This window comes from Geotalea sp. SG265 (assembly GCF_022808985.1).
GTDB lineage: Bacteria > Desulfobacterota > Desulfuromonadia > Geobacterales > Geobacteraceae > Geotalea.
In genome coordinates, this window is sequence record NZ_JAKZFT010000006.1 from 165257 (window position 1) to 180767 (window position 15511).

17 protein-coding genes are annotated in these 15511 nt (G+C 56.2%); 7 read left to right on the forward strand and 10 right to left on the reverse strand.

Going from position 1 to position 15511, the window contains the following annotated elements; translation table 11 throughout:
* Positions 1 to 88: 88 nt before the first annotated feature.
* Entirely contained in the window at positions 89 to 751 is a 663-nt protein-coding gene (locus tag ML541_RS09350) for a hypothetical protein (RefSeq protein WP_243372507.1), read from the reverse strand.
* A gap of 424 nt (positions 752 to 1175) precedes the next feature.
* Here ML541_RS09350 and ML541_RS09355 point away from each other — a divergent pair, with 424 nt between their 5' ends.
* Entirely contained in the window at positions 1176 to 1685 is a 510-nt protein-coding gene (locus tag ML541_RS09355; protein WP_243372508.1) for a hypothetical protein, read from the forward strand.
* A 95-nt stretch (positions 1686 to 1780) separates the two neighbouring features.
* Here ML541_RS09355 and ML541_RS09360 read toward each other — a convergent pair whose 3' ends face one another.
* From ML541_RS09360 to ML541_RS09390, 7 genes are all read right to left on the reverse strand, one after another.
* Positions 1781 to 2344: an isochorismatase family protein gene (locus tag ML541_RS09360; RefSeq protein ID WP_243372509.1), complete on the reverse strand. Its 564-nt coding sequence runs from the start codon at positions 2342 to 2344 to the stop codon at positions 1781 to 1783.
* Positions 2345 to 2419: 75 nt separating this feature from the next.
* Positions 2420 to 3862, reverse strand: coding sequence for a sigma-54 dependent transcriptional regulator (locus ML541_RS09365; RefSeq protein ID WP_243372510.1), 1443 nt, complete (start codon positions 3860 to 3862; stop codon positions 2420 to 2422).
* 113 nt (positions 3863 to 3975) lie between these two features.
* On the reverse strand, positions 3976 to 5061 hold the full coding sequence (locus ML541_RS09370; RefSeq protein ID WP_243372511.1) for an ATP-binding protein: 1086 nt from the start codon (positions 5059 to 5061) through the stop codon (positions 3976 to 3978).
* Positions 5051 to 6031 (reverse strand): tRNA dihydrouridine synthase DusB, encoded by a 981-nt coding sequence (gene dusB / locus ML541_RS09375; RefSeq protein ID WP_243372512.1) that lies wholly within the window; start codon positions 6029 to 6031, stop codon positions 5051 to 5053. The genes ML541_RS09370 and dusB overlap by 11 nt, the downstream gene beginning before the upstream one ends.
* Positions 6032 to 6242: 211 nt before the next feature.
* Positions 6243 to 7442 carry an acyltransferase gene (locus ML541_RS09380; RefSeq protein WP_243372513.1) on the reverse strand — a complete coding sequence of 400 codons (1200 nt, stop codon included), beginning with the start codon at positions 7440 to 7442 and terminating at the stop codon, positions 6243 to 6245.
* A 96-nt stretch (positions 7443 to 7538) separates the two neighbouring features.
* The gene (locus ML541_RS09385; protein WP_243372514.1) at positions 7539 to 8318 is read right to left on the reverse strand and encodes a Sir2 family NAD-dependent protein deacetylase; all 780 of its coding nucleotides are present in this window, start codon (positions 8316 to 8318) and stop codon (positions 7539 to 7541) included.
* An 81-nt stretch (positions 8319 to 8399) separates the two neighbouring features.
* Positions 8400 to 8888: an aminoacyl-tRNA deacylase gene (locus ML541_RS09390; protein WP_243372515.1), complete on the reverse strand. Its 489-nt coding sequence runs from the start codon at positions 8886 to 8888 to the stop codon at positions 8400 to 8402.
* A 134-nt stretch (positions 8889 to 9022) separates the two neighbouring features.
* Here ML541_RS09390 and ML541_RS09395 point away from each other — a divergent pair, with 134 nt between their 5' ends.
* The gene (locus ML541_RS09395; RefSeq protein ID WP_243372517.1) at positions 9023 to 9436 is read left to right on the forward strand and encodes a response regulator; all 414 of its coding nucleotides are present in this window, start codon (positions 9023 to 9025) and stop codon (positions 9434 to 9436) included.
* 6 nt (positions 9437 to 9442) lie between these two features.
* Here ML541_RS09395 and ML541_RS09400 read toward each other — a convergent pair whose 3' ends face one another.
* Positions 9443 to 9781 (reverse strand): DUF2845 domain-containing protein, encoded by a 339-nt coding sequence (locus ML541_RS09400; RefSeq protein ID WP_243372519.1) that lies wholly within the window; start codon positions 9779 to 9781, stop codon positions 9443 to 9445.
* A 107-nt stretch (positions 9782 to 9888) separates the two neighbouring features.
* On the opposite strand from ML541_RS09400, the gene ML541_RS09405 reads away from it, so the two are divergent.
* Together ML541_RS09405 and ML541_RS09410 are read left to right on the forward strand one after the other, a co-directional pair.
* The gene (locus ML541_RS09405) at positions 9889 to 10128 is read left to right on the forward strand and encodes a TIGR03905 family TSCPD domain-containing protein (protein ID WP_243372521.1); all 240 of its coding nucleotides are present in this window, start codon (positions 9889 to 9891) and stop codon (positions 10126 to 10128) included.
* Positions 10129 to 10155: 27 nt separating this feature from the next.
* Positions 10156 to 10404 carry a hypothetical protein gene (locus tag ML541_RS09410; RefSeq protein WP_243372522.1) on the forward strand — a complete coding sequence of 83 codons (249 nt, stop codon included), beginning with the start codon at positions 10156 to 10158 and terminating at the stop codon, positions 10402 to 10404.
* 15 nt (positions 10405 to 10419) lie between these two features.
* Here ML541_RS09410 and ML541_RS09415 read toward each other — a convergent pair whose 3' ends face one another.
* Positions 10420 to 12036, reverse strand: a complete 1617-nt coding sequence (locus ML541_RS09415; RefSeq protein WP_243372523.1) for an HD domain-containing phosphohydrolase — start codon at positions 12034 to 12036, stop codon at positions 10420 to 10422.
* 139 nt (positions 12037 to 12175) lie between these two features.
* Here ML541_RS09415 and ML541_RS09420 point away from each other — a divergent pair, with 139 nt between their 5' ends.
* From ML541_RS09420 to ML541_RS09430, 3 genes are all read left to right on the forward strand, one after another.
* Complete coding sequence (locus tag ML541_RS09420) at positions 12176 to 12946, forward strand: enoyl-ACP reductase (protein WP_243372524.1); 771 nt, start codon at positions 12176 to 12178, stop codon at positions 12944 to 12946.
* A gap of 58 nt (positions 12947 to 13004) precedes the next feature.
* A complete protein-coding gene (gene hflX / locus ML541_RS09425) occupies positions 13005 to 14645 on the forward strand; it encodes a GTPase HflX (protein ID WP_243372525.1) in 1641 nt (546 codons plus the stop codon).
* A gap of 162 nt (positions 14646 to 14807) precedes the next feature.
* A complete protein-coding gene (locus ML541_RS09430; protein WP_243372526.1) occupies positions 14808 to 15497 on the forward strand; it encodes a PTS sugar transporter subunit IIA in 690 nt (229 codons plus the stop codon).
* Positions 15498 to 15511: the final 14 nt, after the last annotated feature.

Genomic DNA, 15511 nt, shown 5'->3' on the forward strand with positions numbered 1-15511 from the left:
TTTCTCCTATTCCATTTTTGTTGTTCAACGGGGCCGGCCTTGACCCGCCCGCCCAGGTTTTTCGGGCGGTCGGCGTCCAAGGACGTGGTTATAGAATCACTTTCACAGGGTAATTCTCGGAGTAACTACGATTCGCCTCTGTGACGCTGGCAATGGTCTCTTTCGATTTACTTACAGCTACAAACATGAGTGAGTGCCAGTAAATCGCGGTTGCATGGCAGTCGCCAAGGCGCTCCTTGATTCTTTCAAAGTCAGTTGTGAAGCGAATGCGGCGAAAATGGTGAAACACCGAAATAACCGCTTCGTTCGGCAACTGGCAAAGAAGATTATGGATGTCCTTATATGAGACGTGCTTCTCTCCGCATGATTTCTCAGGTTCAAAGCCGTTGTCAGGGTCGAGAAAAAACAATTTTCCGGCATTGCAAGGGACAGCCCCAAAATACTCTCTTCTGTTCTGGTGGGTGAAATGTTCTTCTTTTCTATGGATTCTTACTCGATATTTCGCTTTGGTGAATTGCGGCAGCAATTTCACTTTTTCGACGCTTCGAGAGCTGCGAACTTCATGACAGAAGTCAATGATGGCTCGTCTTGCTGGGAATAATGATGGATGGGTCTTGCCGTCGTCTCCACCGTCATCAGGCGTCATCATGAAAAGCACGTCAAGAGAAGGCACTTTCAGCGTGTCGGCCAGAAAGTCATGATAGTCCCATTTGAAGCTATCCTTCGAGTCTCCGAGGTATTGTAGTTTCATTTTTCTCTTTCTCTATAACTACTTATTGACCAGTTAGAGTGAAGCATCTACAGCTAGATGCAAGCATCTATGGGTATATGCTTTTATCTAAATATAGATACAAATCCAGTATCTACCGGTAGATGCAAATGGTCGTTTTGCTGCTTATCCGCTGCATCTACATGTATATGCTTTTTCTCACTCCCCACCTTGCATCTGCCGGTCGCCTGCAGCGCATGCTAATCACTACACCAAATATGTGCCCAGCTCAATGGGAAAAATTAAAAAGAACCGCAATAGGCCGAGCAGCCAGCGGCAATTGATCTCAAAGCCCCTCCCCACACAGCACACAAATAAAGAGCCATCCAACTATTGATCTCCACAAAATAAAAGTTATAAAGATAATTAACTAAACCCAGCTATAAATGACATGAGGAGGGGGAACATGACAGGATCGATGAGAAGGCTGTGGGTAATGATGGTAACGGTTTGCCTGGTTGTCGCTGCAGTACCGCTTTGTGCAGCGGGTGCCACAACGTGTTACTTCAAAGGCGAATGTGGACCGGGCAACTATTGTTCCAAACCTGTGGGGATCTGCGGTGGCCAAGGGACATGTGCGGCAATGCCGCAAATGTGCATTACCCTCTGGAATCCGGTATGCGGTTGCGACAATCGCACCTATGGGAACAGTTGTGAAGCAAGCCGTGCCGGTGTTGCGGTGGCGGGTGAAAACGAATGCAGCATGTACGAACTTTACGCCAACGCCCCGGAGGGCGGCACTGTTTATATGCGCAACGTCGATTACGGCGAGACCTTCACTGCCGATCTTCCCAAATCTGTTACTTTGGTGGGAGGTTTCGATACCGGTTCCCAGACCGTGACTGGGGCTTCAACCTTTTATGCCATGGTTGTCTCTGACGGCACTCTGGACGTAAGGAATATTACACTGCAGTAGGGTCTGGAACTCACAAATATAGCGTTCAGGAGCTGAAAAAGCCCGGGAAACCATTGTCTCCAGGGCTTTTCTCATACCAATTACTCGAACAGCGCCTACCGCACCAGCTTGGAGAGCTTCTTGAAAGCGTCGGTGCCGGCCACCCGCAACAACTGGAAGAGCACGGCCTCGGTGGAGGTGATGACTGCGCCGGCGGCAGCTGCAGCATCCACACCCACCTGCCAGTTGTCCTTCTTGCGGCTCATGACCGCATCCTTCACCAGGTGGACGTAATACCCGGCATCCAGGAGTTCCAGCACCGTCTGCAGGACGCAGACGTGGGTCTCCATGCCGACGATGATGATCTGCTTGCGGCCGGTCTTTTTGATCGCATCGGTGAAATTATGGTCGCCGCAGCAACTGAAGGTCATCTTCTCCAATGCCGGTGAGCAGAGCTTCTCCTTCAGCTCGGGCAGGGTTTCCCCAAGCCCCTTCACGTACTGCTCAGTGGCCAGGACCGGAAGATTAAGCTCGGCCGCAGCTTCCTGCAATATGGAGACATTGGTACAAAGCTTGGCCAGCACCTTGTCGTCCATGGCCTTGCACAGCTTCTCCTGCACATCGATCACCACCAGTACCGCATTGCCGCTGTCGAGAAAAAACTTTTCCTTCACCCCCATACGCCCCCCTTTGCCTGATCTTTATTGAATGTCACCAATCACCAATCACTGCTTTAAGTCACCAATCACCAAAGTTCAGTCCTTCTTCACCTCGACCCCCAATTCGGTGATCTTCTTGCGCAGGGTATTGCGGTTGATGCCGAGGATGTCCGCGGCCCGCACCTGGTTGCCCCGGGTCTTCTCCAGAACGAAGCGGATCAGCGGCCGTTCAACCTGCTCCAGGACCATGGTATAGACATCGCCGCTCTCCATCTTCTCCATGTTGGTGAAGGAGCCGCGCAGCTTGAGGTCGACGATCCCCTCCAAGGAGAGGTCTTCGCTCTGGAGCTGTTCGGCACCCCTCTGGACTTTGAGGGTGGAGAAGTCGGCAGCGGTCAACAGCGGATCGCCGGAAAGGATCACGGCGCGCTTGATGGTGTTTTCCAGTTCCCTGACGTTACCAGGCCAAGTATAGGTGGTGAGCAGGCGAATGGCGTCGGGAGAGCAGGTCTTGACGGGGACCTCCAGTTCGGCACAGACCTTGGCCAGGAAGTAGTCCACCAGGAGCGGAATATCCTCGCTCCGCTCACGGAGCGGCACCAGGTGCAGGGGTATGACGTTGAGCCGGTAGAAGAGGTCTTCCCGGAACTGCTTCTTCCGCACCATCTCCTCCAGGTCCTGATTGGTGGCCGCCACAACCCGCACATCCACGGGTATCACCTGGCTGCCGCCGGTCCTGGTCACTTCCTTTTCCTGGAGCACGCGCAGGATCTTGGACTGCAGGTCGAGGGGCATGTCGCCGATCTCATCGAGAAAGATGGTGCCGTTGTTGGCCTGCTCGAACTTGCCCAGCTTTCGCTCGGTGGCACCGGTAAAGGCCCCCTTTTCGAAGCCGAAGAGTTCGCTCTCCAGCAGTTCCTTGGGAATTGCGGCGCAGTTCAGGGCAACGAAGGGCTTGCCCAGGCGCTTGGAATTAAAATGGATGGCCCTGGCGATGAGCTCCTTGCCGGTCCCGGATTCTCCCTGGACGAGGACGGTGACGTCGCTGGGAGCCACCTTGCCGATGGTCTTGTAGACCTCCCGCATGGCCGGGGAATTGCCGATGATGGTCTTTTCCAGCTGATAGCGGTCCTTGAGCTCCTCTTTGAGCAGGGTCACCTGGGTGGTCATCTCCCGAGCCCGGTTGACCTTTTCGATGATGGCGTCGATGACGTCCAGATCGAAGGGCTTGGTCAGGTAGTCGTAGGCGCCCCGCTTCATGGCCTCCACGGCGTTTTTCATGCTCGCTTCGGCGGTCATGATCACCACCAGTAGGTCGCTTTTCAGCTCCCGCACCCGGTCCAGGAGTTCGAGACCGGACAGGCCGGGCATCTTGATGTCCAGAATGGCCAGATCGTAGCTGTGCAGCTTGATATGGCGCAGGGCCTCCTCCCCGTCCTTGGCCAGGTCCACGTTGAAACCTTTTTTCTTCAGGGCCTTTGACAGGACCCAGCGCATGCTCTCTTCGTCGTCGGCGACGAGAATGTTGTTGATCGGCATATAAAAACCTCAAGTTCGATGTTCGATGTTCGATGTTCGATGTGCGAAGTTCGAAGTTCAGGGGCTTTTCAGGTTTTCAACCTCGAACCTCGAACCCCGGACCTCGAACGATTTTAAATTAACGGCAGCATCACCGTGAAAGCCGTCCCCTTGCCCGCTTCCGAATCGACCCTGATCATTCCCCGGTGTTCGGCAACGATCTTCTGACAGATGGCAAGCCCCAGGCCGGTTCCCTTGGTCTTGGTGGTGTAAAAGGGGGTGAAGAGATGATCCACTTCATCCTTGGGTATGCCGGGACCGTCGTCGCTCACTTCGATAGCCACCAGCCGGGAGCGGCTTTCCCCCTTGGGGGTCATGCTGTAGTCGGAAAGGATGCGGCTCTTCACCCGCACCTGCCCCCCGTCCCCCACCGCCTCCACGGCATTCTTGATCAGGTTGAGAAAAAGCTGCGTCAGAAGCGATTCATCGCCCAGTATGGGGGGAATACTGGGGTCGAACTGCTGGATGAAGGTGATGCTGCGCCCCTCCACCGTCCTCTTCTGCAGAAGGAGAATATCGCCGAGTATCCTGTGCAGATTGACCTTGGTCAGCGCCAGCTTGCGGGGGGAAGCCAGGGCCAGCAGGTCCTCGACGATGCGGTTGACCCGCTGCACTTCCTTGAGCATCACCCGGGTGTAGTCCCGGAGCTCGGCGTTGTCGGGCAGCTCCATCTCCAGAAGCTGCGCCGCCCCTTTTATCCCACCGAGGGGGTTCTTGATCTCGTGGGCAAGCCCTGCAGCCAGCGCACCGAGTGATGATAGCCGGTCGGCCTGGCGGACGGCCTCCTCCAGTTCGCGGATATTGGTCAGGTCCCGCAGGATGAGGATGGTACCGATCCGGTCTCCATCAGCCTTCATCAGCGGAGAGGTGGTGGCGCTGACCGGGATCAGCCGGCCGCTCTTCTTCAGGACAATGTTCTCATGATCGGAGATGGTCATCCCGGTCTGGGCGGTCTTCTGTACCATGTCCAGCAGGATTTCCTCGCCCCGGAACAGGTCGGAAAAGTGGATCTTCCGTGCCTGGCGCACGGAGATGCCGATCATCTCCTCGGCCGCCGGATTGAGCAGGGTGACCACCCCCTGGCCGTCCAGGACCACCACTCCGTCGCCGACGCTGTCGATGACGTTGGCGTAATACTCTTCCAGGTGCTCAATGGGCATGGTCCGGCTCCGAAAAAAACTCATCGATGGCGGCAATCATGGCCGCCTTGGTTTCGATCCTGTTGATCCCGGCCCGGAATTGGGAAGCGCCGGGCACCCCCTTGGCATACCAGGACAGGTGCTTGCGCATTTCCCGGACCGCCACGTGTTCGCTGGCATTCTCCAGGAAGAGCTCCATGTGGCGCAGGGCCGTCAGCCGTTTCTCCGCGGCAGTAGGTGGTACCGGCTCTTCACCTGCCATAAGGGCTAGTGCTTCCCGAAAGAGCCAGGGATTACCCAAACCGCCACGGGCAACCATGACGCCATCGCAGCCGGTTTGACCGATCATGCCAACCACGTCGGCGGCGGTGAAGATGTCGCCGCTGCCGATCACCGGAATGGCCAGCACGTCTTTCAGCTCTTCGATCCGCGACCAGTCCGCATGGCCCTCGAACATCTGGGCCCGGCTGCGGGGATGCAGGGTCACGGCATCTGCCCCTTCAGCCTCGGCGATGCGGCCGATCTCAAGAAAGGTATGCTCGGTAGTCCCCCAGCCAGTACGGATCTTGATGGTCAGGGGCAGCGTCGTCGCCTTGCGTACCGCCCGGACAATGGCAGCCACTTTTGCCGGCTCACGCAACAGGGCGCTGCCGGCACCGCTCCCCACTACTTTGCGCACCGGACAGCCCATGTTGATGTCGATCAACTCGCCGTGGGGCTCCACCAGCCGCGCCCCTTCAGCCAAAAGCTCCGGATCGTCGCCGAAGATCTGAACCCCCATGGGACGGTCGCCGGGATGGCGACGCAAAAGGTCGAAGGTTTTCTTCCCATCCCGGACCAGTCCGTTGACGCTGACCATCTCGGTAAAAGTCAGCGCTGCCCCCGCTTCCCGGGCGAGAATGCGCATGGGAAGATTGGTCAAGCCGGCCATGGGAGCGAGGATAAGGTTATTTTCCAGCTGCAGTGAGCCGATAGAAAGCACAGTATTCAAATGATTTTCGGGGATGAAACCGGATTGACTGCCTAAATTTTGGGCATTTTAACATAGGGGGTGGAAAAGGCAAGATTATTTTGGCAGCCGAATAGCATGAAGAAATAGAAGAAAGTCGATTCTTTCCAGGGAAAATGTAGGCGTTTGATTCAGTGGAACGTCCTGTTTCAAGTGGTCCCCCGGCAATCAACCTGGAAAGACGGGATGCCGATCACCCATTTTCCGTCCCCAGCTGCCCTTTCTCAAGACCTGAGGATTTCACTTCACAATCAGGGCGAGAGGCAACGATGGAATATCTTCCCTTAAGACGCAGAAAGGTCCGCTCGTAAAAATGGTACAACACCATGGAGACAACAATGGTCGCGAGAAGGGATGATCCGACATAGATCATCCACCCGGAAAGCCCCGGCATCTTCGGTAAGATTGTTCGCCGCGCTATCAGCCCTATGGTCTGATGGGTGAGGTACAAGCCGTAGGAAATCTGGCCCAGGTAGACGACGACACGATTTGAGAAAAAGGCAGCCATGACTTGCGACCGACTGGCCACCACCACATTGACGAGCAGGAGAAATGCAGTTGCCACCATCAGGTACAGCCAGACCACATGGATACTCTGGTGTTCTACATTTCCGGGAAGGAGCGTCACTGCATACAACAATCCCAGGCCCAGCACTCCCTTGAGCTTCAGATAGTTGTCACTGCACCAAAGCGCCAGGATGATGCCGAGCATGATCGGGTCAAGCCTCGTTACAGTGAGAGCCCAGATCATTGGATGCGCTGTCCGGCTGTAGAGCAGTAAACGCATCAGCACTGAGAAGACCAGCCCACACATGGCAAAGATAAGGATCTTCCGCCGAGAATGGGCTAACGACCGCAGGATGAACGGCCAGATGATATAAAACTGCTCCTCGATGCTGATTGACCACATCAGCCCGATGCCGATCATGGGAGCGCCCCAAATGGCATGGGAAATGTTCCCCAGAAACACCGAGTAAAACCCCAGGTAGCTCCGAACCAGGTCCCACATGCGCTCGGTATCGGGCGAAAGGGAGAAGGACGGAATGAAAAATTCGGTGGGTGTAACCTGGAGGCGGGTCGCGATGAAAAACCCAAACAACAGCATCAGGTAGTAGAGCGGCCAAATCCTCAGACAGCGCCTGATGATGAAGGACTTGATGGAGATAGACCCGGTATAGTCGTACTCCAAGAGCAGCAGCCTGGTTATGAGAAATGCACTCAAAACAAAAAAGAGATCGACACCCATCCAGCCGTAGGCATGAACTTTCTGAAGCACTCCGTTCAGTATGGGGTAAGCCCCCAATGGCTTCGTATGATGAATGAATACCAGCAGAAAGGCGTAAAACCTGATGCCGTCCAATTGCCGTACGTAAAAACGCGGTGCACCTGCCATAGATCGTACCGTCTCCTTTACCAAATCATGAAAACTGCCTCGGAATGCCGAGAAGATTACAGGTTGTGCTCTATGCCCTCTAAACCTGCCAATGCCTCACAGGGCAAGGCCAAGTTGGGGGGGATCAACCTGCGGCTCGCGGGGGTTGATCCGGATCAGCGTCGCGTTTTTCCGGCAACCCAGCCGCTCGCTCAGGTGACGAATGGTGGAGATGGCGGTTCCAGCCCCCATCTCAATGATCACCAGCCGCTTGCCACGGATTGAGTCCAGAAATTCCTCGAAGCGCCCTTCCTGACGATCGGTACGGGCGCTAATCCAGCCGTAGTCGCCGAACATGAGGATATTGGGGCGGGCCACGCCTTTACAGCTGATGCAGCGGGGGATGGAACGGGCGCGCATGGTGTGGGTATCGACGGGAATGGTTTCCCGGTTGTCCCAGATATTAAGGGAACAGGGAACGGTGCACTGGAGATGGTGAATGGAGCCGTGAACCTCCAGCATTCGATCATCGGCAAAGCCCGCCTTCTGGAAGTGGCCGTCCACATTGGAAGTGACGACGAAGTGCTCAAGGCGGAACCGCTCGATCCAGGACATGAGCAGGGAAAACCCGACATGGGGCATGGTCTGGCGATAAAGGTTGGTGCGGTGGCCGTAAAAGCCCCAGCCGAAGGCGGGATCTCGCTCGAAATGCTCGGGATTGGCGGCACCGACAAAGCTGATGCCGAGCCGCTCGTACATGGGATAGGCCTGCCAGAAGCCCTTATCGCCGCGGAAATCGGGAAGACCAGAGTCCACCCCCATCCCGGCACCGGCAGTTATGACCAGCGCCTCCGCATTCCTAACAGCCTCGGCAGCCCTGCAGCAGACATCGTCCATCCCCTCACCCCTCACCCCTCACCCCTCACCCCTCACCCCTCACTCTTCACTCTTCACTCTTCACTCTTCACCCTTCACCCTTCACCCTTCAACCGCCACCCGCACCAGTACCGGCTTCAGGAGCCGCACCGCTTCCTTCGGGTCCATGGCGACCAGGAAGCCCCGCTTGCCGCCGTTGATATATATCTGCGGCAGGTCGAGGATCGTCTCCTCCATGTAAACCGGCATCGCGTGCCTGGTACCGAAGGGGGAAGTGCCTCCCACCAGGTATCCGGAATGCCGGTTGGCAACATCCGGAGCGCAGGGGGCAACACTTTTTACTCCACGAACCCTGGCCAGTTCCTTGGTGGAGACCTGGCAGTCACCATGCATGAGCACAATGAGCGGCTGCCTGGCGTCATCCTCCATGATCAGGGTCTTGATGACGCAATGTTCATCAACCCCCAATTCGCGAGCGGAGACAGCCGTGCCCCCTTTTTCTTCGTAATGGTACAGGTGTGGAACGAAGTTGGCTTTTTCCGCTCGAAGCATGCGTACTGCCGGTGTAACCGGTATTTTTTCCTTTGACATTGTCCTCTTCCCTGTGTTTCCATACCGGCAAGAGGTAAACTGCTGCATTTATCCCACTTGCCATGGCCGTCGTATACCTTAATATTGTTCAGGAGCAAGCATTTCTCGGCCGTCTGCGCATGGAAGGATAGAGCATGGAAAAGCTGGAGTCATTACCGGCAAAGAAGATTCTCGTCATGGACGACGATGAGATGATCCGCTTTATTGCCGAGCAAACCATGAGCAAGGCCGGCTACGAGGTTATCTGCGTTGCCGATGGGACAGCGGCAGTGGAAGCATACCGCGCCGCCCACGATGGGGGAAACCCATTCGCGGCTGTGTTTCTCGATCTCAACATCCCCGGAGAAATGGGGGGCAAGGAGGCGATGATACGCCTTCTGGAAATAGATCCGGCGGCCAAAGGCTTCGTCATGAGCGGAGACCCTACTGATCCGATCATGGCGGACTATGCCCTCTACGGCTTCCATGGTGCGGTAGAAAAGCATATTCTTTACATGAGGACGGAGATGGATGCCCTTCTGAAAGCCACAGTTGATGGTGCAGCTTAATCTCTCTTAATATCCGTAATCGAGGCTGTCGATCCGCTCTACCCTGCCGTCGGCAAACCTGATGGCATACATGAAGGCATTGGGACCGAAGTTGTAGCTCCACTCATCGATGGTGACGATGCTGAAGCTCTTCTTATTCCTGTCTTTGTCCTGCAGCACCCTTTTTTCCTCGCGCTGGGTCTTGACAGTGGGCTCGCCGCACTTGGCAATGACCTCAACCATTGCGTCGCCGATGGAAACGATGCCGTTGCCGCAACGACAGGTTTCTGATTCCGTCGCGGCAGCCGAAGAAAAGAAGGCCAACGACAACATCCCGGCAAAAGCGAAACAGAACAGACTCTTCATGGGTTCTCCCTCCGATCGTTTAAGTAAGTGATCGTGTTTTAGCAGAAAAACCGTAAAATCTGAATAAAAAATCATTGGGACCGGCTGTCCCGAAAGAAGGAGATGCAGTGCAGATACGATACACGACCCATGGCTCATGCGCATCGAGGATCGACATAGAAGTGGAAAACGGCATCATCCAGTCGGCTTCCTTTATCAATGGCTGTGCCGGAAACACCCAGGCTGTCGGCGCACTGGTAAAGGGAATGGCCGTGGAAGAGGCGATCAGAAGGCTCAAGGGAATTGCCTGCCAGGGGGACACTTCGTGCCCCGATCAATTGGCCAGGGCGCTGGAACAGGCGCTGTAACCGACCCGCACCAGGAAGGAGAGCTCCATGGAGGTATTCGGCGGTTTCATGATGATGGCTTCGATCCTCGGGTTTTTCCTGACGGTGATCTGGTTCATTCTCCCCTTCGTCATCTTCAGTATCAAGGGCAAGGTTGACCGGATGGTGATGCTGGCGGAAGAGGGCGAGCGGAGACTGACGGCAATCGAAGCACGGCTGGCAAGGCTGGAAGCGGTTGAAACGCCTCCACCGGGCGATACGGCCCCAATATCACCGGTAGAGTCCGCCGGGGACTGACCTGAAAACAGGCCGCTACTGATTCTTCATTTTATCTCGAATGTGACGGCAGAAACATTCAACAACGCGCGGATCGAACTGGGTCCCGGCGCATCGCTGCAATTCCTGCAACGCATCCTCCACCGAATACCCCTTTTTGTAAGGCCGCACTGAAACCATGGCGTCGAAGGAATCCGCCACGGTGATAATCCGCGCTTCGAGCGGGATATCCTCGCCTTTCAGCCGGCCCGGATAACCAGTGCCGTCGTAGCGCTCGTGGTGGTGCAGTATGCCCGGCAATATATCTTTCAACTGCTCGATGGGCGCAAGTATCGCCACCCCCTTTTCGGGGTGAAGGCGCATGGGAGGAAAATCGTCTTCAGCGATTTTTTCCGGCTTTTCCAGGAGCGCTTCGATGATGCCGATCTTGCCGATATCATGGAGCAGCCCTCCGATCTTCACCCGTTCTATGGTTCCCTCATCCAGCTTGAGAGCCTTGGCCAGGTCGCCCGCAACGCGCATGACCCGCTCCGAGTGCCCTTTGGTCCAGGCCGATTTGGCATCTATGGCATTGGCAAGGCTTGTAACGGTACCGATGAAGAGATTTTCCAGGTCTTCGTAAAGCTGGGCATTGACAAGCGCCACGGCTATCTGCCCGGCAATTTTCTCCACGGCAAAGATATCATCCTTGAGAAAGCGGTCAGCATCGGCATCGCCAAGCAGCAGCACACCTCCTACCTTTTCCTTGCTTATCATTGGAAGGGCCAGCAAAGACTGCATTCCTTTCGAGCAGAGCAGATCATCCAGGTAGGACAGCCCCCCCATCGTCCTCAAGGTGCCGATGGAACAACTCTCGCCACTCTCGAAGGCCTTGTTGACACAACTTCCTTCCAATTGAGGACGGGCACCCTTTCGCAGCTCCTCGGAGAGATCCGCAGAAAAGCAGGCCGAGGCCATAATGGCGAGAGCGCCGTTCTCCGCACCGAAAAGGACCACCAGATCGCATTGGATGAGCCGCTCTATGTTCTGCATGGCCGTAGCAATGATCTTTTCCCGGCTCAAGGAGGACGAAATGGCCTTGTTGATTTCATCCAGGGCGAAAATGATATCAACCCTTCGCCCCATCTCCACGGCCAGATCGAGAGATTCGTCCAGCAAGATAGAATAGCTGGCGGCAAGCGCGGCATTGGAGACGATGTCCTGAACGAGGCTTATCTCCGCCGTGCTGAAGGGTTGATGCACCCCTTCCCTGGCAATCAGAGCAACGCCCGTCATCCGTTTGTTGACCAGCATCGGCACAAAAATCAGATGGAATTCCTCTCGGAAATGGTCGAGCACCGGCGCAAACAGCGACAGGCCCTCCGGCTCTTCCGGGAGAAGATAGCCTCTTTCCTGAAGAAGCTTTTTCAGGAGATGGCTCTTTTTCGGCAACAAGGGCATGCTGCCGAGCAGGTCGAGCCGGGCGGAAGAATAGTCGCAGCTGCGCCCCTGGGTGAATTCCTTCAAGTCCCTGTCGAGCAGATAAATGACGACCCAGCTGCAGTGCGCCGTTTTTGCCAGTAACCGGCAAAGGCTCTGCACGGCATTATCCACATGGGCCATCCGGGCTCGCCGCTCGGTCTCCTCCACGATTTCGGAAAGATTTTCTGGCACAGCCGGTCTCCTCCAGTGTTATTAAACCATATTGCAGCCATATTTCTTGCCAAAATAAGTATTTTTTACTAATATCGCCGTTCATTGCGCATTAAGACATGAGGGTTTTGCAGCCTTTGAATTTAGAGGAGGTAGCAGCATGGGTTTGCTGAAAGGAAAAAAAGCTTTGATATTCGGCGTCGCCAACGACAAGAGCATCGCATGGGCCATAGCCGAGTCTTTCCGGCAGCAGGGAGCGGAAGTCGCCCTTGCCTATGCCAACGAAGCGGTCGCCAAAAGGGTCATTCCCCTTGCCGAGAGCATCGGTGCGGCAATGACCATCCCCTGCGATGTGAGAAACGACGACGACATCAAACAGGTCATGGGCCAGGTGGGGGAAAAATGGGAAGGTCTCGATATTCTCGTCCACTCCATTGCGTTTGCCAACAAGGATGAGCTGAAGGGTTCCTTTCTCAATACGACCAGGGAAGGCTTCGCCATGGCCCTGGACATCAGCGCCTATTCCCTCATCGCCCTGGCACGGGAAGCGATGCCGCTGCTGCAGAAGAATAACGGCAGCATCCTGGCCCTCACCTATTACGGCGGCCAGAAGGTATTCCCCAATTACAATGTGATGGGGGTCGCCAAGGCAGCACTGGAGATGAGCATCCGCTACCTTGCCGAAGCGGTGGGACCGGATGGCATTCGAGTTAATGCCATCTCTGCCGGACCGTTGCGCACGCTGGCATCGTCCGGCGTCGGCGGCTTCAACCAGATAGCGGGGCACGTGGCATCCAAAGCACCCCTGCGCCGCAACATCACCCAGGAAGACGTGGCCGGAGCGGCAGTCTACCTCTCCAGCGAGCTGGCACGGGGCGTTACCGGAGAAATACATTTCGTCGATTCGGGCTATAATATTATAGGACTTTGAGTGTAATTCTCGCCTCGGGAGAACTCATATAAAACAACTTCACGGCAATCTCACCGGCTTGAAGCCGAGCCAGCACAAGGGACTGGAGCGGCTCTACCGCCGGCGCGTCCCTCCCCATGAGGTCGTTACCACTGACCTTGCCCGGGAACTGGTGGAACTCTCCCGGGAAATACGGCGCCAGTTGGGACTCCTGGTCAACCGTTCCGGCGATGTAGAGTACGTCATCGTCGGCGACGAGCGGGGGCTCTATATCCCGGAGCTTTCCGATTACCCGCTGGGCAAGAAGCTACTGCGGGAACTCCGCCTGATCCACACCCACCTGAAGGGCGAATCCCTGACCGACGACGATTTGACCGACCTGGCCCTGCTCAGGCTCGACCTGGTGGCCGCCCTGCAACTCTCGCCGGTGGAGGGTCAGTTTTCCATCCAGATAGGCTACCTGGCCCCCCACACCCCCGGCAAAGCCCCCTACAGAACGGACCGTCCCCAGCCCTTTAGCCGCTTCGATCTGGATTTCAGCGCCTTCGTCGAAACGCTTGAAACCTCCCTGCACCAGGCTGCCAACGGCACGCGGGTGGTGAAGAAAGGGGAAGAGCGCGGCATCCTTATTTCCGTGACCAAGGCATCCCTGGACGAGGCGGAGGACTCCATTGAAGAGCTGAAGGAGCTGGCCAGAACCGCCGGGGTGGAAGTTCTCGATACGGTCATCCAGCGGCCGCGCCAGTTCAACCCCCGTTTCCTCATGGGAGAAGGGAAGATGCGCGATGTGGTGATCCGTGCCCTCCAGCTGAATGCATCGCTCCTGGTTTTCGACCAGGAATTGAGCCCGACCCAGATCCGCTCCATTTCAGCCATGACCGAACTGAAGGTCATCGACCGCAGCCAGCTGATTCTGGATATTTTCGCCCGCCGCGCCCAAAGCCTGGACGGAAAGGTGCAGGTCGAGTTGGCCCAGCTCAAATACCTGCTGCCGCGCCTGACCGGACGGGGTGTGCAGATGTCGCGCCTGATGGGGGGGATCGGCGGCCGCGGACCTGGTGAAACGAAGCTGGAAATAGACCGGCGACGCATTCGCGACCGGATTGCCCGGCTGGAAAAGGAACTGAAGGAGCTCTCCCACGGCCGTTACCAGCGCAGGCAGAAACGGGTCCGGGCGGGATTGCCGATCATCTCCATCGTCGGCTACACCAATGCCGGCAAATCGACCCTCCTCAATACCCTCACCCAGAGCGACGTCTTCACCGAAGATCTGCTCTTCGCCACCCTCGACACCTCGACCCGGCGGCTCCGCTTCCCCCGGGACCGCGAGGTGATCATCACCGACACGGTCGGATTCATCCGCTCCCTTCCCAAATCGCTCATGGGTGCATTCAAGGCCACTCTGGAAGAATTGCAGGATGCGGACCTGCTGCTCCATTTGGTGGATTGCTCCAATCCGCGCTTCGAGGAGCACATTTCCCAGGTGGAAACGATCCTGGAAGAACTGGACCTGGGTGCCAAACCGCGACTGCTGGTCTTCAACAAGGCCGACCTGCTCCCCGACATGAAAAAACGAGATCCCTTGACCGCCATGAAGGTGCGGCAGGTCTCCCGCCGCCTGGACGCCATCGCCATCTCCGCTACCGACCGCAAGAGCCTCGCACCGCTCATGGACGAACTGCAGCGCCGGTTCTGGTCGAATGAAGCTGCTGCCGAATAGAGACAAACTCCCGCCCCGCCCTGCCGAAAATCGCCACATTCCAGCTGCTGCCGATTCTTTTCTTTAATTTCAGGCTTTCTAATTATTGACATCCCCCCCTGCGGGGTTATATCATTACAAAATCTGTCAAGTATTCATCCTTAACGTGCGTAGAGGAATTTCATGCTCCTGACCGTCTCACAGGCGGCAAAACTGCTCCATGTCCCTGAAAGAACCGTTTTGCGCTGGATAAAAAAGGACCAGATCTCGGCCTGCAAAGTTAACGAGGAATACCGCCTCAACCGCGTGGACCTTCTCGAATGGGCCACGGCACAGCGACTGAGCCTCTCCCCGGAGATATTCACCGAACCAGAAGAACCCGACATAAACATGCCCAGCCTGTCACAGGTCCTGAAGGCGGGGGGAACCCACCAGGATATTGCGGGAAAAACCAAGGATGAGGTGCTGAAGAATATCATCTCCCTCCTCAAGCTCCCCCCCCAGGTAGATAAGGATTATATTCTCCAGGTGCTCATGGCCCGGGAAGCGCTGGGGACCACTGCCATCGGCGACGGCATCGCCATTCCCCACGTAAGAAATCCCATCCTGCTCCACGTGGACACCGCCATGATCACCCTCTGCTTTCTCGCCAATCCCATTGATTTTAAAGCCATTGACAATAAACCGGTAGATACCATTTTCCTGCTCATCAGCCCCACGGTAAAAGTCCACCTGCACCTGCTGTCCAAGCTGGCTTACGCCCTGCGCGATCCACGATTCAAGTCCGTTCTGCAGCGCCAGGGGCCGCAAAGCGAGATTTTCGCCACCGTGAAACTTATCGAAGGCGAACTGGCAGTCGGCACCGCCCGCTAAGTATACAGAAGTAT